Here is a 17,527-nt window from a genome sequence, read left to right as displayed (position 1 = left end):
GCAAGGCCGGAGGCACTCCCGCGCCCTTTACATTCCGGCCCTGGCGTCCAATCTCCTGCACCCGGTGCCGCCGCCAACTCTCACCTGTGCCTGACCTTGCGAAAAGGTCCCTTGCAAGGGGGACGCTCGACGGCGCGTGCCAAAGCTTGTACGTGAACAAGTCACGAACATCAATCGAGAATGCGGTCCCCCCGGAGTGGCTCACAACGTGGCTGAGAACAGAGTGGCAAAAAATCCAGCCGGCGCCTTCATCACCGTGCGCGGTGCGCGCGAACACAATCTCAAGAATGTCGACGTCTCCATTCCCCGGGACAGCCTTGTCGTCATCACCGGCTTGTCGGGCTCCGGCAAATCCTCCCTCGCCTTCGACACGATCTATGCCGAGGGCCAGCGCCGCTATGTGGAAAGCTTGTCCTCCTACGCCCGTCAGTTCCTCGAACTCATGGGCAAGCCGGACGTCGACAGTATCGAGGGCCTCTCGCCCGCCATTTCCATCGAGCAGAAAACGACCAGCCGCAATCCGCGCTCGACCGTCGGCACCGTGACGGAAATCCACGATTACATGCGCCTGCTGTGGGCGCGCGCCGGCATCCCCTATTCGCCCGCGACCGGCTTGCCCATCGAGGCCCAGACCGTGAGCCAGATGGTCGATCGCGTGATGGCCATGCCCGAGGGCACGCGCCTGCTGCTGCTCGCTCCCGTGGTCCGGGATCGCAAGGGCGAATACCGCAAGGAACTGGCCGAGCTGCAGCGCAAGGGTTTTACCCGCGCCAAGGTGGACGGCACACTCTATGAAATCGCCGAGGTGCCGGCGCTCAATCGCAAGATCAAGCACGAAATCGAGGCGGTGGTGGACCGCATCGTTGTCCGCCCGGGCATCGAAGCCCGCCTCGCCGATAGTTTCGAGACCGCCATCACGCTCGCCGATGGCATCGCCTATGCCGAACCGCCGGATGCACCCGCCGATGGCAGCGCGCGCATCACCTTCTCCTCGCGCTTCGCCTGCCCGGTGAGCGGCTTTACCATCGAGGAAATCGAGCCGCGGCTGTTTAGCTTCAACTCCCCCCATGGGGCCTGCCCGGCCTGCGACGGTCTGGGCTTGGAGACTTTCTTCGACGCCGCTCTGGTGGTGCCGGACGAGCGACGGCCGTTGAACGGGGGTGCCATCGCTCCCTGGGCCAATGCCCAATCCCCCTACTATGACCAGACGCTGCAAGGCCTCGCCAAGCACTTCAAGGTGCGCATGACCACGCCTTGGAGCGACCTGCCGCCGAAGGCGCAGGATGGCATCTTGAATGGCACCGGCAGCGAGGTGGTGGAACTCGTCTACAAGGATGGTGTCCGCGCCTATACCGTGTCGAAACCCTTCGAGGGCGTGCTGAAGAACCTCGCCCGCCGCTGGAAGGAGACGGACAGCGCCTGGGTCCGCGAAGAGCTTTCCCGCTATCAGGCCGAAAAGCCTTGCGTGGTCTGCCAGGGCGCCCGCCTCAAGCCCGAGGCCCTTGCCGTGCGCGTCGCCGGCTCCACCATCGCCGCCGCTTCGGAGCTCGCCATTCGCGAGGCGCTGCCCTGGTTCGAGGGAGTCATCGACCAGCTGACACCCCAGCGCCAGGAAATTGCCCGCCGCATCCTGCGCGAAATCATCGACCGGCTGCGTTTCCTGATGGATGTCGGGCTCGACTACCTCACCCTCGCTCGCAGTTCGACCACGCTTTCAGGCGGGGAGAGCCAGCGCATCCGACTCGCGAGCCAAATCGGTTCCGGCCTCACCGGGGTGCTCTATGTGCTGGACGAACCCTCGATCGGCCTGCATCAGCGCGACAATGAGCGGCTGCTGGGTACCCTGCGACGCTTGAAATCGCTCGGCAATACCGTGTTGGTGGTCGAGCATGACGAGGATGCGATCCGCGCCGCCGACCATGTGATCGACATGGGTCCGGCGGCCGGCATCCATGGCGGGCGGGTGATTGCCGAAGGCACGCCCGAGGAGGTCGCGGCCGACCCGGAATCTGTCACCGGCGCCTATCTCTCGGGCCGGCGCCGGATCGAGGTGCCGGAAACCCGCCGCCCGGTGGACCCCAAGCGCATGCTTCGGCTCATCGGAGCCACGGGCAACAATCTCAAGAACGTCACCGCTGAAGTGCCGCTCGGCACCTTTACCTGCATCACCGGCGTCTCTGGCGGCGGCAAGTCGACCCTGGTGGTCGATACGCTCTACAAGGCCGTCTCCCGCCGCCTGATGGGTTCGGGCGAAGTGCCGGCGCCTTACGAGAAGATCGAGGGGCTGGAACTGCTGGACAAGATCATCGACATCGACCAGTCGCCCATCGGCCGCACCCCGCGCTCCAACCCCGCGACCTATACTGATCTCTTCACGCCGATCCGGGACTGGTTCGCCGAACTGCCGGACAGCCGCGCGCGCGGCTACAAGGCCGGGCGCTTCAGCTTCAACGTCAAGGGCGGGCGCTGCGAGGCCTGTTCGGGTGACGGCGTGCTGAAGATCGAGATGCACTTCCTGCCCGATGTCTTCGTGACTTGCGACGTCTGCAAAGGCCGCCGCTACAATCGCGAGACGCTGGAAGTGAAATTCCGCGAAAAATCGATCGCGGATGTGCTGGACATGAGCGTGGAGGAGGCCATTCCCTTCTTCTCGGCCGTGCCGCGCATCCATGACCGGCTCAGCCTGCTCGCCCAGGTGGGCTTAGGCTACGTCAAGCTCGGCCAGCAGGCGACGACGCTTTCGGGCGGTGAGGCGCAGCGCATCAAGCTTGCCAAGGAACTCGCGCGGCGGGCGACGGGCCGGACCATCTACATCCTCGATGAGCCGACGACGGGCCTGCATTTCGAGGATGTCCGGAAACTCCTCGAAGTGCTCCATGCGCTGGTCGACCAAGGCAATACGATCGTGGTGATCGAGCATAATCTGGAGGTCATCAAGACCGCAGACTGGATTCTCGATCTCGGTCCAGAAGGTGGCGACGGTGGTGGCACAATCGTGGCCGAGGGCCGGCCGGAGGCGATCGCGGCCAATCCCGCGAGCCACACCGGCCGCTTTCTCGCCCCGCTTCTGGGCGAGTCCGCTGTGCAGGAAAAGCCACGCGCCCGGCGCCGCCGGGCCTGAACCGTGGCGGGCTGGGAGCCCCGCAAATCGCTCAAGGGAGGTGCAAGCCACGAATGGGTGCCCATTCTGCGGCATCGCACCATAATCACGGCCGCACCCATTCGGATGCCCCGCCGCCCTTCGCGGCGACGGTTTCTCCAGAGAGGGAGATCGCCGATGACGATCCAGGATATCCTGCAGCAGAAGGGTGAACAGCCCGTTCTGGTCCGCCCGACCGAGACCGTCCTTTCCATTGTTCGCCTGATGCGCGAACGCCACGCCAGCGCCGTCATCGTGGAAGATGACCACCTCCGTCCGGCCGCGATCTTTACCGAGCGCGACCTCGGCAAGGCGATTGCCCGCCACGGCGCCGGCGCGCTCTCCATGGCCGTCGGTCCCCTCAGCAGCGCGCCGCTCGTCACCTGCCATCCCGGGGAACGGATCGAAGTCGCGCTGGCCACCATGACGCTCGCCAATGTTCGCCACCTCGCTGTCATGGCCGATGGCGCGCTCGCCGGCGTCATCAGCATCGTTGATCTGGTCCGTCAGCGCCTGCAGGACAAGGAATTCGAGGCCCGCGTGCTGCTCGACCTCTCCCGCATGCACGGCTGACGGCCCTAGCCCTCGCTCGGGCGGGATGGAACGCCCGAGCACGCGCCCTGGTCTCTCAGGCCGTCTTGCTGTTCAATCCCCCGAACAGCGACCCTTCGGAGGTGGCCATGAGCAGAATTCCCTATGAGCGCGCCCTCATCATTGGCGCCGGAACCGGCATCAGCGCCGCCCTCACCCGGCAGTTGCGCGCGGCGGGGCTCGCGGTCGCGCTTGCCGCGCGTGATACCGAAAAACTCGCCGGTCTCGTCCAGGAAACGGGCGCGCGCGCCTTTTCGGCCGATGCGGCCGACCCCGCATCCGTCGAGGCCCTTTTTCGCAAGGTCGACGAAGCCATCGGCGCGCCGGATGTGGTCATCTACAACGCAAGCGGGCGGGTGCGCGGGCCGCTCGCCCAGTTGGACCCGGCTTCCGTACGACAGTCCCTGGAGGTCACCGCCTTCGGCGGGTTCCTAGCGGTTCGCGAAGCCGCCAAACGCATGGAACCGCAGGGGCAGGGTGCCATTCTGATTACCGGCGCCTCTGCCAGCATCAAGGGCTTTGCCCAATCAGCCCCTTTCGCCATGGGCAAGTTCGCCCTGCGGGGTCTGGCCCAGAGTGCGGCCCGGGAATTGGGGCCGAAGGGCATCCACGTGGCTCACATCAATATCGACGGTGGCGTGCGCAGCGCCGCCCGCCCCGAACCGGCCGGCGCGCCGGACAGCATGCTGGACCCGGAGGCGATCGCCGAAACCTATCTCGATCTTTTACGCCAGAAGCGCAGTGCCTGGTCCTTCGAGGTCGAGCTGCGCCCCTGGGTGGAGACGTTCTAACCACGACGCTACGTGGCCCGCGTCTTGCGCCGCTTGGCCGGGAAATCCGCCGCCGGGATGAGGGGCCGCAGCGCGAGAATCTGTTCCATGTTCGGCTGATCCGCCCCGTTGGAACCGTCATTCTGGCCTGCTCGGGAGCGCACCCGCCACATCGTCGCATGGGCGCCTTTCTGCTTCATCTCTTGCCAGGCTCCGCCCGCCGCGTTTGAACCGCCGCCCTTTGGCGCGACGGGAAGAGACGAATGACGGAGCTGATCGGTATCGATTTCGGCACCACGAACAGCGTGCTGGCGCGGCTGGACGGCGCAGGCCGGGTAACGACGTCGCGCTACGCCCTCGGCGCGCGGGAGTTCGATGTTTTCCGCACAGTCCTTTGCTTCTGGAACGAGGAAACCCGCGATCGTTCCATCCGGCGGCATGCCGCCGGCCCCTACGCGGTGGAAGCCTACCTGAACGACCCGATGGACAGCCGGCTCATCATGTCCATGAAAACCTATCTCGCCCAGCACAGCTTCACCCGGACCAATATCTCCGGAAAGATTTTCACGCTCGAAGGCATGATCGCGACCTTTCTGGAGGGATTGACCCAGGGCGGCCAAGCGGAGATGCAGGTCGTCGCCGGCCGGCCCGTGCGCTTCGCGGGCGAGGGCGCGGACGACGATTTCGGAGAACAGCGGCTGCGCGCGGCCTTCGCCCAGGCTGGCTTCGCGTCCGTCGATGTGGCGCTGGAGCCAGAGGCGGCTGGCTACCGCTTCGCCCGCACCCTGCAGGCGCCGGCCACCGTCCTCGTCGGCGATTTCGGCGGCGGCACCAGCGATTTCTCGGTCATGCGCTTCGACCCCCGAGGGAGAGCGCAGGTGACGCCGCTCGGCTATGCCGGGGTCGGCATCGCGGGCGATACCTTCGATTACCGGATCATCGACCAGGTGGTGTCGCCCCTGCTCGGCAAGGGCGACGTCTACCGCGTGATGGGCACGGCGCTGCCCGTGCCGCCGGAATATTTCAGCGGCTTCGCCCGCTGGCATCGCCTGTCGCTGATGCGCGCGCCGCGCACGCTGCGGGCGATCGAGGAGGTGGCCGCCGCGAGCGACCATCCGGAGAAACTCCGCATGCTCATCCGCCTGATCGAGGAGGAGCTGGGCTACCAGCTCTACCAGACCGTGAGCGCTGTTAAAGCCGAGCTTTCCACAAACGAATCGGCGGTGCTGCGGTTCGCCCATGCCGGTTTTGCGGTGGAGCGACGGATTGAGCGCCAGGAGTTCGAGAGCTGGATTGCCGAGGATCTGCGGCGCATGGCGGCCGCCGTCGACCAGGCCTTAGCGACGGCCGGCCTCGGTCATGATGCGATCGACCGCGTCTTCCTCACCGGCGGCACCTCCTTCGTGCCCGCCGTGCGCGGGATCTTCGCCGAGCGTTTCGGCATGGACAAAATCTCCGGCGGCGGCGAATTCGTCTCGGTGGCGGAGGGTCTCGCCCTCATCGGGCGGGACCGTGCCAGACGTCCGGGCGCCTAACGCTTCAGTAATGCACCGCCGCGTTGTGAGCCGGCCGCCCAGGAAGTAGCGTGCGGCCGCGATTGTTAGCAGAGGAAAATGCCATGCCCCAGCACCGTCACCCGAAACGATCCCGCTTCACCACCTCGGCGGCGATCGCCGCCGCTCTTCTTCTCGGCAGCGCAGCCGGAGTCGGGGCCGTGGCTCAGACCGCCTGCGGTGTGCCGCCCTCCGGCCTCGTCCGCCTCTGGGCCGGCATCGGCTGCCAGGGACAATCCATCGACGTCACCACGAGCAGCATCGTCAACAATTTCCCGGCCTATTCCATCTCCAACGGCACCGGCCGCTGGATCGCCGTTACCGACAGCGTCAATCCGGCGAACGCCGACCACACGCTCTTCATCCAGAACGGCTGCTACTATGGCGATCTCAGCGCCTTCCACTGGCGCAGCGGTCAGTCCTGGGTCGGGCATATCCGCGCCATTTCCGTCCTGCCGCCAGACGGGGACCCCAACACCTTCCCGGGCGGTGGCCAGCGGGTGGTCGGCCAGTGCCACTGATGCGCGCGGCGGGCTGATCCGCCCGTGCTCGTCTTCGTCATCTCGAAGCTGCTTTGGCTCGTCTGCGCGCCCAGCGTGGCGCTGCTGATCATCGGCTGCGTCGGCCTCATCCTCGTCGCCCGGCATCGCAGACGGGCCGGTTTGGCCTGCCTTTCGGTCTCGCTGGGCGCCTTCGTCGCGATCGCCCTGCTGCCGGTGGGCGATCTCCTGCTCGGCACGCTCGAAAACCGCTTTCCCGAGGTTCGGACGCTGCCGCCGGATGTGACCGGCATCATCGTCCTCGGCGGCGCGGTGGAGACCGATCTCTCCGAGGCGCGGGGCATGCCCTCGCTCAATGCCGCGGCGGAGCGGATGACCAGCCTCGTCTATCTCGCCCGCCATTATCCCACGGCACAGCTCGCCTTCACCGGCGGCAACGGCCTTCTTATCCATGGCAAGATGAACGAGGCGACGGTCGCCCGCGACCTCTTCACCGAGCTGGGACTGGACCAGAGTCGTATCGTCTATGAGGGTCGTTCCCGCACCACCTACGAGAATGCGGTGCTGCTGAAGGCACAGCTGCATCCGAAGCCAGGGGAGACCTGGCTGCTCGTCACCTCCGCCTGGCACATGCCGCGCTCCGTCGGCCTCTTCCGGCATGCAGGCTGGGATGTCTTGCCCTATCCGGTCGGATACAAAACCGCGCCCGATCCGATCATGACCTTCCGTGGCAGCTTTCCCGAAAGGCTGGGCATGGTCGATCTCGCCGCTCATGAATGGGTCGGGCTCGTCGCCTACTGGCTGATGGGCCGCACCTCGGCACTTTTCCCCGCGCCGCAGGAGACGACGCCCAGATAGGGCGCCGGGTCCACCCGCTTCCCATCAATGGAAATCTCGAAATAGAGATGTGTGCCAAGGGTCAGGCCCGTGCGGCCGATGCGGCCGATCCATTCCCCAGCCTTCAGTGCCCGGGCGCCGTCCGCGATGCGTGGAGCGACCATGCCGAGATGGGCGTAGAGCGCTCGGAAGCCCCGGTGCTGCACAAGGATTTCGAGTCCGCCCATGCCCTTGCGGTCGATGCGGATGATGTTGCCGGCGGCGACGGCACGGACCTCTGCACCCGCCGCCGCGCGCAGATCCACGCCCCAGTGGTAACGCCCCGAAACCGGGGCCTGCGGCAGATATCTTGGCCCGAAGGGCGAGGTGATACAGCCCGGCTGGACCGGGCGGATCAGCGGATCGACCGCCGCCCCTCCCGGCGCCGATGCCGGCGCGGCAGGGGCAGGTGTCGCCGCCCCGAGCCCGGGCAGCAGCAGGATCAGGACCAAGCGCTGAAGCCACGGCTTCAGAGCCGGCCGCCGCCGAAAATCCCATCTAGGCACCGGAATCGGAACCCCCTAGTTTCGCCCCGCCCGAAACGGTTCCGGCGCAGGATAAAGCTTTATGTGCAAACCACTCTTCCGGGCAGTCCTTTTCGCGCTCGCCCTTCCTGCTCTTCTTACGCCACGTCAGAGCCTCGCGCAGTCGGCCGATACGGCGGACGGGCTCACGGCTGGCAGCTTCCTTCTGCGGGGGCGCGTCGTCGGGGTCCTTCCCAAGCATGGGGGCGCCACGATCAAGCCGATCGGCGGCTATTTCGACAGTTCCAACTCGGTCACGCCCGAGATCGATCTGTCCTACTTCTTCACGGACCATCTGGCGATCGAAGGGGAGACCGGCATCGTCCACTCGACGCTGACGGCGGTGGATACACGCATCGGCACTGTGCCGATCGGAAAGGTCTCCTCGGTGCCGATAATCCTGATGGGCCAGTATCATTTCCGTCCGCGCGCGCGCCTCAACCCCTATCTCGGCATCGGCATCGCGATAACGCCTTACTATGGGGAGGAAGCAGCTGGCGGCCGCATTCAGCAGCTTTCCGTTTCCTCGGAGGTCGGCGCGGCTTTCCAGATCGGAGTGGACTATCGGGTGCATGGCCCCTGGTATGGAAATTTCGACGTGAAGAAACTGCTGCTGTCGGCGCAGGCTTGCGCCAATGACGGCAAACTGACCGCCTCTGGGCAGATAAATCCCTGGATCATCGGTGCCGGCATCGGCTATCGTTTCTGACCGCCGACCCTGGACTTTGGCGCCGGAACGCGGCACCTCGCCCTCTTCACGACCCGGATCGGATGATGGCGACGCAAACGGCCCCCCTGCCCCTCCTGATCATGGGTTATGGCGCTTTCGGCCAGGCGCTGGCGCAGGCGCTGCACAGCCGTGGGGATATTCTGATCGATGTCTTCTGCCGGCGTCCGGTCGAAGCCGACCAGGCATTTCCCGGCGTCGCGCGCTTCCTTCACGACCTCGCCAGTGTCGATCTTGCGGCCTATGAGGTCATCATCCTGGCCGTCCCCAGCGGGGCGCTTGCCGCTGTGCTTGACCGGCTTCCCGCCGCCGGGACCCAGGCGACCGTGCTCTCCTGCGTCAAGGGCATGGATGCCGAGACGCATGATTTTCCGACTGATCTGATCGCACAGCACCTTCCAGGCCACGCGGTCGGCATGCTGTCCGGCCCCACTTTCGCCGGCGAAATGCTGGCCGGCCACCGCGCCTGGATGTCACTGGGCTGCACCGATCTGGCGCTTGGGGAGGATCTGGCCAGACGCCTCTCGGGGCCGCTTCTGGCCGTGAGCGCGAACGGCGACCTGCGCGGGCTTGAGATCATCAGCGTCGCCAAGAACATCATCGCCATCGGCGCCGGTCTCTCCGAGGGCCTGGGTCTCGGCGAGAACACCCGGGCGAGCTACGTCGCGCGCGGCATCGTGGAACTGCAGCGCTTGCTCCCCAGCCTCGGCGGACAAGCGGATACAGTGATGACACCAGGGGGATTGGGCGACCTCGTGCTCACCTGCACATCGCCCCAATCACGCAATTATCGTTTCGGTGTCGATCTCGGGCGGCGCCTGGCGGGGCCTGTGGCAATCGGGCCTACAGGCCCGGTGCCGCTCGCCGAGGGCAGCCGCTCCATCGCGGCTTTCCTCGCCTTCATCCGCCGTGCCGGCGCCGCTTCGCCCTATTTCGAGGGACTGGCTGCGGCCATGGCCCAGCCTCAGGAGATGGCGGCTCGGCTGCTCGCCACGATCGGCTAGAGCCTGATCAACGCTCTAGAATGGCGGTCAGATCGGAACCCCCGCCAAGCTCTTACTGGTGCGGATCGTCTGCAGCGTCTGCACGCGGCTCACCTCGGGCAGGCCGGTAATCCGCTGGGTCAGAATATTCTCATGCGCCGCGTCCCGCGCCACCAGTCGCAACAGAAAGTCCCCGCCACCACGGATCATGTGGCATTCGCGCACTTCTTCCCAGGTGGCGACGGTCTTTTCGAAAGCCGAAAGCACGACCTCCTTCTGGCTTTCCAGGCCGACGATGGCGAAGAAGGTGATGCTCCAGCCAAGCTTGGAGGAATCAGTTTCGGCATGATAGCCACGGATGAGCCCCGCATCCTCCAGCCGTCGCACGCGCCTGAGGCAGGGCGGAGCCGAGATTCCTGCGCGGCGCGCAAGCTCGACATTTGTGATCCGACCGTCCATTTGTAACTCGGTAAGGATTCGGCGGTCGATCGCATCAAAATCGACGACATCGTTCAGGTCGTTTTTCATCAATGGATCCAAAATACTCCAGGCGCTCCGAATCCGGGGCGAGCACGCAATATTGTTTTAATGGGGCAGGAGCGAAGGAACAATATCTGGCCCGGGAGATCTGCGTTTTCCTTGCCTTGCCTTTCCTGTGACAGATATCCTGCTCCCGCTCGAATCGGTGGACTGTTTTTATTATGACCAACCCACAACCCATCCCCGTGCTCATCATCGGAGCCGGCCCGGCCGGCTATACCGCCGCCATCTACGCGGCGCGTGCGGGGCTTTCCCCGGTGCTCATCGCCGGACTTCAGCCTGGCGGCCAGCTCACCATCACCACGGATGTCGAGAATTACCCTGGCTTCGCTGACGCGATTCAGGGCCCCTGGCTCATGGACCAGATGGCGACGCAGGCCGAGCGCATGGGCACGCGGATCGTCCATGACATCGTCACTGAAGTTGATTTCTCGCGCCGTCCCTTCGTCGCCATCTCCGATTCAAACGAGCGTTTCGAGGCGAATGCGGTGATCATCGCGACCGGCGCTTCCGCCCGCTGGTTGGAACTGCCTTCCGAACGCGCTCTGCGCGGGGCAGGCGTCTCGGCCTGCGCGACCTGCGACGGTTTCTTCTACCGGGGGAAGAAGGTCGCCGTGATCGGTGGCGGCAATACCGCGGTCGAGGAGGCGCTCTACCTCACCCACCATGCGAGCCACGTCACGCTGGTCCATCGTCGGGATTCGCTGCGCGCCGAGCGCATCCTGCAGGATCGGCTCTTTTCGAATCCGAAAGTCTCGGTGATCTGGGACCACAAAGTGGATGAGATCCTGGGTGACGGCGCGCCCGCAACCGTGACCGGCCTGCGCGTCAAGCACGTGGAGACGGGCGCCACGAGGACGCTCGATCTTGACGGCGTCTTCGTCGCCATCGGCCATTCACCGAATACGACCGTTTTCCGCGACGCCCTCGATCTTGATCCCGACGGCTATATCCTGACCGAGACCGGCACTACCCGAACCTCCGTTCCCGGCGTCTTTGCGGCGGGTGACGTTCAGGACCGAATCTATAGACAAGCCGTGACTGCGGCCGCTTCCGGCTGCATGGCGGCGCTCGATGCAGAAAAATGGCTCACGCACAGCATTTCGAAAGTGTCGGTTGCGGCTTATTAAGCCTGTTCGAGGTGGTGTGGATTGCCGCGCCACCAACCAAATGAACCTTATGACGAGTTGATTGGAAACGGCACGATGGATTGGGACAAACTAAGGGTTTTCCACTCGGTGGCGGAAGCGGGCAGCTTCACGCATGCCGGTGATACTCTGAACCTCAGCCAGTCTGCCGTATCTCGCCAGATTTCCGCCCTTGAGGAAGCGCTCCAGGTCCCGCTTTTCCATCGCCATGCCCGCGGCCTGATCCTGACCGAACAGGGCGAGGCGCTGAACCGCACGGTGCGCGAAGTGTTCGCAAAGCTCGCCATGACCGAGGCGCTGCTCACCGAAAGCAAGGAGAAGCCGGCCGGCCGCTTGAAGGTGACGACGACCGTCGGCTTCGGCTCTATCTGGCTGGCCTCCCGCTGTCAGGCTTTCTTGGAGCAATATCCGGAAGTGACCATGTCCCTCCTGCTCGATGACGGGGATCTTGATCTCGCCATGCGGGAGGCAGACGTCGCGATCCGCATGCATCCGCCGAAGCAGCCGGATCTCGTGCAGCGGCACCTCATGGACATCCACTGGACCGTCTACGCGTCGCCCGAATACCTCAAGAAACACGGTACGCCTCAGACGCCGGAGGATCTCGACAACCACAAAATTATTCTCTTCGGCGGTTATCGCCCGCCGGTCGAGGACATCAACTGGCTGGCCGAAGCCGGACGCCGGCCGGGCAATCCGCGCCGCGCCGCGCTCGAACTCAACAACCTGCACGGCATGGCCCTCGCCCTCCGCTCGGGTCTCGGCATCGGCGTCCTGCCCGACTATCTCGGTCGCGATACCGAAGGCCTCGTCACCGTACTGCAGGATGTGAAGGCGCCGAAAGTCGACGTCTTCTTCGTCTATCCGGAGGAGCTGCGGAATTCCAAGCGCGTCGCCGTTTTCCGGGACTTCCTACTCGCCCATATCGCCGAAAAGGCCTGAGCCTTTCCGCTTGGCTGAAGCGCGGCTCCGCCTCCGAGACCTCTTTCAGGTCCCGGAGGCGGAGCCGCTTCTGTATGAAGAAGCCTTTTCGCGCCGAAAGTTGCCCTGATGGCTAAAGCCGCGATCCCGGAACCCAAGCCCCGGGCGGCACCCCGCATGCCGGTGAAGAATGTCCGCCCCTTCCTGGAGGCGCTCGCGGCGCACTGGCCGGATGCCAAGACCGAACTCGTTTATGCAGATGTCTATACGCTGCTCGTCGCTGTCGTCCTCTCGGCGCAGGCGACGGATGCGGCCGTCAACCGCGCGACCGGCCCCCTCTTCAAGATCGCGGATACGCCCGCCAAGATGGCCGCCCTCGGAGTGGAAGGGCTCGGCCGCTCCATCAAGTCGATCGGCCTCTGGCAGGCCAAGGCGCGCAACGTCATCGCCCTTTCTGAAAAGCTCATTGCCGAGCATGGTGGCGAAGTTCCGCATGACCGGGAGGCGCTGGAGGCGCTTCCGGGCGTCGGGCGCAAGACCGCGAATGTCGTGCTCAACGTCGCCTTCGGAGAGCCGACCATCGCGGTCGACACCCATCTTTTCCGCCTCGGCAATCGCACCGGCCTGGCACCGGGCAAAACACCGCGCGCGGTGGAGGATCTGCTGCTGCAGCGTATCCCCGCGGACATGCTGATGCATGCCCATCACTGGCTGATCCTGCACGGGCGCTATATCTGCAAGGCGCGCCTGCCCGAATGCTGGCGATGCAACGCCGCCCCCTGGTGTGCCTTCCGGCCCAAATCCCCGCCGCCGGCCGAGACGCGGCCATCTCCGAAAGTGCGTGGCAGGATCACGACCGTCACGATAGAAGAGGGCTGAGCTCCAACTTAGTGATCACGGTCTGATTCACGGCTCGGACCGAAGAGGATTTGCCGCATGCGTATCGTCGTCGCCATGTCCGGCGGGGTGGATAGTTCCGTCGTCGCCGGCCTGCTCGCGCAGGAAGGCCACGAGGTCATCGGCGTGACCTTGCAGCTATACGACCATGGCGCGGCAGCGAAGCGCAAAGGCGCTTGCTGCGCGGGGGAGGACATCCACGATGCGAAGCGCGTGGCGGACCGTCTCGGCATTCCGCATTACGTGATCGATGCCGAGGCACGGTTCCGCGACGCGGTGATGGCGGATTTCGCGGCGAGCTACGCCACCGGCGAAACCCCGGTCCCCTGTGTCCGCTGCAACCAGAGTGTGAAATTCGGCGACCTCATCGCCATGGCACGCGATCTGGGCGCAGAGGCGATGGCGACCGGCCATTATGTCCGCCGTGTCGAAGGGCCAGACGGGCCGGAACTGCACCGGGCGGTGGACCCGGCGCGGGACCAGAGCTGGTTCCTGTTCGCGACGACGCGCGAGCAGCTCGCCTTCAGCCGTTTCCCGCTCGGCGCGATGTCTGACAAGGCGGCCGTGCGCGCCGAGGCGGCCCGCCTCGGCCTTGAGGTGGCGGTGAAGCCCGACAGTCAGGACATCTGCTTCGTGCCCCAGGGAAGCTATACAGAGGTTGTGGCCAAGCTGCGGCCGGAGGCGATGCAGCCGGGCGAGATCGTCGATGCCGAAGGCCACGTGCTTGGCCAGCATGAAGGTATCGCTCGTTACACGGTGGGCCAGGCCAAGCGCCTCGGCCTTCCCCGGCGTGAGGGCGAGGCCGCCCCGGTCGTCACGCAACTCGACCCCGCGCGCCGCCGCGTCATCGTCGGACCGCGCGCCCAGGGCGTGCGGGAGGTGCGGCTGCGCGAGGTGAACTGGCTGGCCGATGCTCCGGCGGAGGGCCTCCGCATGTCCGTGAAGCTGCGGGCCCGGGCCGAACTCGCCGGCGCACGCGTGATCCCGCTTCCGGGCGGGGCTGCACAGGTGCTGCTGGACGAGCCGGCACTTCCGGCGCCCGGCCAGGGCTGCGTCTTCTATCAGGGTGAGCGCGTGCTTGGCGGCGGTTTCATCGAAAGGCCCGTGGAACTCCGCGCCGTCGGCACTTAGTTTCGGCACTTTCAGAGCCGAGAGACCGCCACCCCATGCTTATCGCCCAATTGTCCGACCTGCATATCCGCCCCTATGGGGTTCCGGCGGCCCGCGTGGTCGAAACCAATATGCTGGTGGAGCGCGCGCTTGCCGTGATCGCGGGCCTCGACCCGCGGCCGGACGCCGTCATCATCTCCGGAGACGTCACGGAATGCGGCCGGCCCGAGGAATATCGGATGGCGGCGAAGCTCCTGCAGCGGCTCGCCCCAATGCCTGTCTACGTCGTCCCAGGCAATCATGACCGACGGGACAATTTCCGCGAAGGCCTTGGCCATCTCCCCGGCGTCACGGCCGATCCGGACTTCGTGCAATATGCGGTCGAAGATCTGCCCGTCCGCATCGTCATGCTCGATTCGGTGGTCCCCGGGGCCGGATACGGTCTGCTCTGCCCGGAGCGACTGGCCTTCCTCGACCGCACCCTGTCCGCTCAGCCTGACCGGCCCACAATGCTGGTCCTGCATCATCCTCCGATGCTCACCGGTGTGTCCGACATGGACGGCATCTGGCTGCGCAACACGGCAGAATTTGGCGCGCTGCTCGAGCGGCATCCCCAGGTCGAACGGATTCTTACCGGTCATCATCACCGATCGATCGTCGGGCGGTTGGGGCATGCGATCGTCATCGTCGCTCCCGCCATCGTGCATCAAACGGAGCTCGATTTTCGTTTGGGCGCGGAAGCGCGCCTGGTGCTGGAGCCCCCGGCCTATCATCTCCATCTGGCGATCCCCGGGGCCGGAATCGCGACCCATACCGCCTATGTGGAGCGCTTTCCTGGCCCCTACCCCTTCCTCGTGGACGAAGATTACCCGGGCCGTCCGGCGTCACGCGCCCATGCCGAGGAGGCGGGTTGACGCGAACTCGCCCGGGCGCTATCCGCACGCACCGCGCGGCGATTGACGCTGCGGGATCTGGTATGGCGGCGTAGCTCAGCGGTAGAGCAGGGGAATCATAATCCCTTGGTCGGCGGTTCAAATCCGTCCGCCGCTACCAGGATTTCCTAAATTAAATCAATAGCTTAGATGAGAACAGCCCCTTGCCGCAGGGGCTTTTTCATGCCGCATCTTGTCGCAACCCAACACATTGAATTCCAACGAATTCCAATGGATAGCGGCGAGTCCGTGCGACATGGTTGCGACATGACGACGAACGCCTGCGGGCCTCATCCAGACGAAAGAAGGCGCCTGGGACAATGGAGCGATAAGGGAGCACGGGCATAAGTGAGGTGATTTTTGGTGAGACGACTTGACTTTGGTCGGACGAAGAATCATTCTCTGTCCATCCGTTACGCCCGTAGGCGGGCTACCCATTATAAGAAACCCCTCGCCCTGAACATGGGGCGGGGGGTTTTCAGTTTCCGAGGTAGTATGAAAAAAGTTGTCGTCTTGATTGACGGCGGCCATGCCAGAGTTTTGGTTAGGCAGCATAATGTAGCCTACAATCCAGATTACATTGAGAAACTGGCACACGCCTGCGTTATCGCAGATGAGGATCTTATAAGGGTTCTGTACTATGACTGCGCGCTTTTCGAGGGCGACGTTCCTCTTCCGGTAAGCGGCCAAACCAAATCCTACACGGCCAACAACAATTGGTTAAGGGAGCTGGGCAAAAAAGACTTTTTCGCGATCCGTTTGGGTATTTTAAAATTCCGCGGATTCAAGCCCAAAAGAACTCCAATCACACCCGCTACGCTATCCGACAGTGACTTCCAGCCCGTCTTTGAGCAAAAGGGCGTCGATATGAGAATCGGACTCGATATTGCGAGCTACTCCGATTCAAGGTCCGTAGATCGCTTCATCATCGTGACGGCAGATACGGACTGTGTACCGGCCTTTAAACATGCTAGAAAGGCAGGCATCCAAGTCGTTTTGGTACAATTCCCTAATTCTCGTCAGGTCGGAGAATTGATGGAGCATGCTGATATTTGCAGGCAGGTCGCGTTCCCCCCCGCTTAATCTACCTGCACCTCAGATAGAGCCCATCCTCGCCCTTCCCTTCCCTTCACTACCCTGACGCGACAAGAGAAGCCCACCGGTTAGGGCGAGGGTTTTGCCCTCGCCCCCTCAGATCCTACTACCCCTCCTTCGCCAACGCCTGGAGTATCGCCTCCAGCGTCGTGGCTGCACCGCTAGGCAGCCCCGACGCCGCGACGAAGGCGAGCAGCGCCTCCCCAGGCGATGCGCTCTGAGAACACACCGCCCGGAACATGGCGCGGGCCGGCCGCCAAGCGTCCCGGTGCAGGTTCAAATAGAAGCGCCAGGCGTCGGTCTCAGCCGGGGTGATCGGCCGCATCGTGTCGACGAAGCAGGGCCGACGGTGCTGCTGGATGCCCTCATTACTGTTGAGGGTATGGTTTCGCGCAGCCGCGGCGCTCTCGCTAAGGGTGCTCACAGTATGAGCATCCTTTTCATCCTCATCCGTGGAGGTCATGACCCCTTCCCCGGCTTCGGTAGTTTGATCGGCGGATTGCGCTCGCCGAGCTTCACGGGGATGACAAAGGGACGGGTCATGGCTCCTCGTCCTCCGGCAGCTCGCCCGTAAGCGCGTGGCAGACGTAGGACGGCACCAGGTTTCCCAGGAACCGCACCCCGTCCTCGCCGTAGCGCTCAGCCGCAATCTCGAACAAGTAATGCAACGACGCGCCCAGGGCAGCGGTGCGGGCCTCGGCCTGGTCCGGCAGGTCCATCCATCGCGCCAGTTCGTCTACCGCGCCTTGAATCAGCATCTTGGCGTGGAGGGCGCGGTCTTCGGGGTTTACGGTGGCGGTCATTGCGGCCTGCTCCCCGGCTTGGTCCGGAAGGGAGCCTCGATATCAATCCCGAGGTCATCCGCAATCTCGTGGATCAGTTCCAGAATCGAGGGCTTATCTCCCTTGGAGCCTCGGCGCCGTGGCCGTGCAGCTTGGTCCTCCGATAGGGTGCTCATACTGTGAGCACCCTTGCCGGCCCGGCGATCGGCCAGGGAAATGATCTCGGCGGTCATGCCTCCATCTCCCGCTCCATAGCTTCCCGCAGGCGACTGACATCTCGAGCGACGGCCTCAACGCTGCGCGCCAGGAAGACAGCCTCGTCGGCACCAAGGGCATCATGATCATCCCCGGTCAGGCGGATCATGATGCCAGCGATAGCTTCAAGATCGCGGTGCGCCCTTATGACGATAGAGACGCGCGTGCGGTGCGGGAGATCGAG

At 64.6% G+C, this 17,527-nt stretch carries 21 protein-coding genes and 1 tRNA gene; 15 read left to right on the top strand and 7 right to left on the bottom strand.

What is annotated here, in order from left to right; genetic code table 11:
- Positions 1-223: 223 nt before the first annotated feature.
- The 3 genes from uvrA to VL752_RS09865 all read left to right on the top strand — a co-directional run bounded on the left by uvrA (position 224) and on the right by VL752_RS09865 (position 4,521).
- The gene (gene uvrA / locus VL752_RS09875; protein ID WP_325354641.1) at positions 224-3,121 is read left to right on the top strand and encodes an excinuclease ABC subunit UvrA; all 2,898 of its coding nucleotides are present in this window, start codon (positions 224-226) and stop codon (positions 3,119-3,121) included.
- A gap of 156 nt (positions 3,122-3,277) precedes the next feature.
- Positions 3,278-3,712, top strand: a complete 435-nt coding sequence (locus VL752_RS09870) for a CBS domain-containing protein (protein ID WP_325354640.1) — start codon at positions 3,278-3,280, stop codon at positions 3,710-3,712.
- Positions 3,713-3,819: 107 nt separating this feature from the next.
- Positions 3,820-4,521 carry an SDR family NAD(P)-dependent oxidoreductase gene (locus tag VL752_RS09865; RefSeq protein WP_325354638.1) on the top strand — a complete coding sequence of 234 codons (702 nt, stop codon included), beginning with the start codon at positions 3,820-3,822 and terminating at the stop codon, positions 4,519-4,521.
- An 8-nt stretch (positions 4,522-4,529) separates the two neighbouring features.
- Here the strand turns inward: VL752_RS09865 and VL752_RS09860 are convergent, their stop codons facing one another.
- Positions 4,530-4,700 carry a hypothetical protein gene (locus tag VL752_RS09860; protein WP_325354636.1) on the bottom strand — a complete coding sequence of 57 codons (171 nt, stop codon included), beginning with the start codon at positions 4,698-4,700 and terminating at the stop codon, positions 4,530-4,532.
- A 63-nt stretch (positions 4,701-4,763) separates the two neighbouring features.
- Between VL752_RS09860 and VL752_RS09855 the strand changes: the two genes are divergently transcribed.
- The 3 genes from VL752_RS09855 to VL752_RS09845 all read left to right on the top strand — a co-directional run bounded on the left by VL752_RS09855 (position 4,764) and on the right by VL752_RS09845 (position 7,411).
- Positions 4,764-6,035, top strand: coding sequence for an Hsp70 family protein (locus VL752_RS09855; RefSeq protein ID WP_325354634.1), 1,272 nt, complete (start codon positions 4,764-4,766; stop codon positions 6,033-6,035).
- An 83-nt stretch (positions 6,036-6,118) separates the two neighbouring features.
- Complete coding sequence (locus tag VL752_RS09850) at positions 6,119-6,574, top strand: hypothetical protein (RefSeq protein ID WP_325354632.1); 456 nt, start codon at positions 6,119-6,121, stop codon at positions 6,572-6,574.
- 24 nt (positions 6,575-6,598) lie between these two features.
- Positions 6,599-7,411 (top strand): YdcF family protein, encoded by an 813-nt coding sequence (locus VL752_RS09845; protein ID WP_325354630.1) that lies wholly within the window; start codon positions 6,599-6,601, stop codon positions 7,409-7,411.
- On the opposite strand, the gene VL752_RS09840 is transcribed toward VL752_RS09845, so the two are convergent.
- Complete coding sequence (locus tag VL752_RS09840; protein ID WP_325354628.1) at positions 7,348-7,881, bottom strand: M23 family metallopeptidase; 534 nt, start codon at positions 7,879-7,881, stop codon at positions 7,348-7,350. The genes VL752_RS09845 and VL752_RS09840 overlap by 64 nt on opposite strands.
- A gap of 115 nt (positions 7,882-7,996) precedes the next feature.
- Here VL752_RS09840 and VL752_RS09835 point away from each other — a divergent pair, with 115 nt between their 5' ends.
- Entirely contained in the window at positions 7,997-8,662 is a 666-nt protein-coding gene (locus VL752_RS09835) for an OmpW/AlkL family protein (protein ID WP_325354626.1), read from the top strand.
- A gap of 65 nt (positions 8,663-8,727) precedes the next feature.
- A complete protein-coding gene (locus VL752_RS09830) occupies positions 8,728-9,684 on the top strand; it encodes an NAD(P)H-dependent glycerol-3-phosphate dehydrogenase (RefSeq protein WP_325354624.1) in 957 nt (318 codons plus the stop codon).
- Between the two features lie 27 nt (positions 9,685-9,711).
- Here VL752_RS09830 and VL752_RS09825 read toward each other — a convergent pair whose 3' ends face one another.
- Positions 9,712-10,191, bottom strand: a complete 480-nt coding sequence (locus tag VL752_RS09825) for an Lrp/AsnC family transcriptional regulator (RefSeq protein WP_325354622.1) — start codon at positions 10,189-10,191, stop codon at positions 9,712-9,714.
- Positions 10,192-10,364: 173 nt separating this feature from the next.
- Here VL752_RS09825 and trxB point away from each other — a divergent pair, with 173 nt between their 5' ends.
- The 7 genes from trxB to VL752_RS09790 all read left to right on the top strand — a co-directional run bounded on the left by trxB (position 10,365) and on the right by VL752_RS09790 (position 16,294).
- Positions 10,365-11,333, top strand: coding sequence for a thioredoxin-disulfide reductase (gene trxB / locus VL752_RS09820; RefSeq protein ID WP_325354620.1), 969 nt, complete (start codon positions 10,365-10,367; stop codon positions 11,331-11,333).
- A gap of 75 nt (positions 11,334-11,408) precedes the next feature.
- Complete coding sequence (locus VL752_RS09815; RefSeq protein WP_325354618.1) at positions 11,409-12,293, top strand: LysR family transcriptional regulator; 885 nt, start codon at positions 11,409-11,411, stop codon at positions 12,291-12,293.
- Between the two features lie 108 nt (positions 12,294-12,401).
- Positions 12,402-13,151: an endonuclease III gene (nth, locus tag VL752_RS09810; RefSeq protein ID WP_408863086.1), complete on the top strand. Its 750-nt coding sequence runs from the start codon at positions 12,402-12,404 to the stop codon at positions 13,149-13,151.
- A 57-nt stretch (positions 13,152-13,208) separates the two neighbouring features.
- Positions 13,209-14,300 carry a tRNA 2-thiouridine(34) synthase MnmA gene (gene mnmA, locus VL752_RS09805; protein WP_325354616.1) on the top strand — a complete coding sequence of 364 codons (1,092 nt, stop codon included), beginning with the start codon at positions 13,209-13,211 and terminating at the stop codon, positions 14,298-14,300.
- A 35-nt stretch (positions 14,301-14,335) separates the two neighbouring features.
- A complete protein-coding gene (locus tag VL752_RS09800) occupies positions 14,336-15,193 on the top strand; it encodes a phosphodiesterase (protein WP_325354614.1) in 858 nt (285 codons plus the stop codon).
- A 64-nt stretch (positions 15,194-15,257) separates the two neighbouring features.
- A tRNA-Met gene (locus VL752_RS09795) sits at positions 15,258-15,332 on the top strand.
- A gap of 374 nt (positions 15,333-15,706) precedes the next feature.
- Positions 15,707-16,294 (top strand): NYN domain-containing protein, encoded by a 588-nt coding sequence (locus VL752_RS09790; protein WP_325354612.1) that lies wholly within the window; start codon positions 15,707-15,709, stop codon positions 16,292-16,294.
- A 118-nt stretch (positions 16,295-16,412) separates the two neighbouring features.
- Here VL752_RS09790 and VL752_RS09785 read toward each other — a convergent pair whose 3' ends face one another.
- The 4 genes from VL752_RS09785 to VL752_RS09770 form a co-directional block, all read right to left on the bottom strand.
- Positions 16,413-16,730: a hypothetical protein gene (locus VL752_RS09785; RefSeq protein ID WP_325354610.1), complete on the bottom strand. Its 318-nt coding sequence runs from the start codon at positions 16,728-16,730 to the stop codon at positions 16,413-16,415.
- A gap of 115 nt (positions 16,731-16,845) precedes the next feature.
- A complete protein-coding gene (locus VL752_RS09780; RefSeq protein ID WP_325354608.1) occupies positions 16,846-17,109 on the bottom strand; it encodes a hypothetical protein in 264 nt (87 codons plus the stop codon).
- Positions 17,106-17,321, bottom strand: a complete 216-nt coding sequence (locus VL752_RS09775; RefSeq protein WP_325354606.1) for a hypothetical protein — start codon at positions 17,319-17,321, stop codon at positions 17,106-17,108. The genes VL752_RS09780 and VL752_RS09775 overlap by 4 nt, the downstream gene beginning before the upstream one ends.
- Positions 17,318-17,527: hypothetical protein (locus VL752_RS09770; protein ID WP_325354604.1), on the bottom strand; the 210-nt coding region annotated here is incomplete at its 5' end. The genes VL752_RS09775 and VL752_RS09770, both read right to left, overlap by 4 nt.

Source organism: Acidisoma sp. (assembly GCF_035492295.1).
In the GTDB taxonomy this organism is placed as follows: Bacteria; Pseudomonadota; Alphaproteobacteria; order Acetobacterales; family Acetobacteraceae; genus Acidisoma.
Note: the sequence above shows the minus strand (reverse complement) of the source record. Positions and strands in the feature narration are given on the sequence as shown.

Excerpts from the sequence above, each read along its gene's own strand:
- VL752_RS09870 (WP_325354640.1), top strand. The coding sequence starts at position 3,278 with ATGACGATCCAGGATATCCTGCAGCAGAAGGGTGAACAGCCCGTTCTG.
- VL752_RS09865 (WP_325354638.1), top strand. The coding sequence starts at position 3,820 with ATGAGCAGAATTCCCTATGAGCGCGCCCTCATCATTGGCGCCGGAACC.
- VL752_RS09860 (WP_325354636.1), bottom strand. The coding sequence starts at position 4,700 with ATGAAGCAGAAAGGCGCCCATGCGACGATGTGGCGGGTGCGCTCCCGA.
- VL752_RS09855 (WP_325354634.1), top strand. The coding sequence starts at position 4,764 with ATGACGGAGCTGATCGGTATCGATTTCGGCACCACGAACAGCGTGCTG.
- VL752_RS09850 (WP_325354632.1), top strand. The coding sequence starts at position 6,119 with ATGCCCCAGCACCGTCACCCGAAACGATCCCGCTTCACCACCTCGGCG.
- VL752_RS09835 (WP_325354626.1), top strand. The coding sequence starts at position 7,997 with ATGTGCAAACCACTCTTCCGGGCAGTCCTTTTCGCGCTCGCCCTTCCT.
- VL752_RS09830 (WP_325354624.1), top strand. The coding sequence starts at position 8,728 with ATGGCGACGCAAACGGCCCCCCTGCCCCTCCTGATCATGGGTTATGGC.
- VL752_RS09825 (WP_325354622.1), bottom strand. The coding sequence starts at position 10,191 with ATGAAAAACGACCTGAACGATGTCGTCGATTTTGATGCGATCGACCGC.
- trxB (WP_325354620.1), top strand. The coding sequence starts at position 10,365 with ATGACCAACCCACAACCCATCCCCGTGCTCATCATCGGAGCCGGCCCG.
- VL752_RS09815 (WP_325354618.1), top strand. The coding sequence starts at position 11,409 with ATGGATTGGGACAAACTAAGGGTTTTCCACTCGGTGGCGGAAGCGGGC.
- nth (WP_408863086.1), top strand. The coding sequence starts at position 12,402 with ATGGCTAAAGCCGCGATCCCGGAACCCAAGCCCCGGGCGGCACCCCGC.
- mnmA (WP_325354616.1), top strand. The coding sequence starts at position 13,209 with ATGCGTATCGTCGTCGCCATGTCCGGCGGGGTGGATAGTTCCGTCGTC.
- VL752_RS09800 (WP_325354614.1), top strand. The coding sequence starts at position 14,336 with ATGCTTATCGCCCAATTGTCCGACCTGCATATCCGCCCCTATGGGGTT.
- VL752_RS09790 (WP_325354612.1), top strand. The coding sequence starts at position 15,707 with ATGAAAAAAGTTGTCGTCTTGATTGACGGCGGCCATGCCAGAGTTTTG.
- VL752_RS09780 (WP_325354608.1), bottom strand. The coding sequence starts at position 17,109 with ATGACCGCCACCGTAAACCCCGAAGACCGCGCCCTCCACGCCAAGATG.
- VL752_RS09775 (WP_325354606.1), bottom strand. The coding sequence starts at position 17,321 with ATGACCGCCGAGATCATTTCCCTGGCCGATCGCCGGGCCGGCAAGGGT.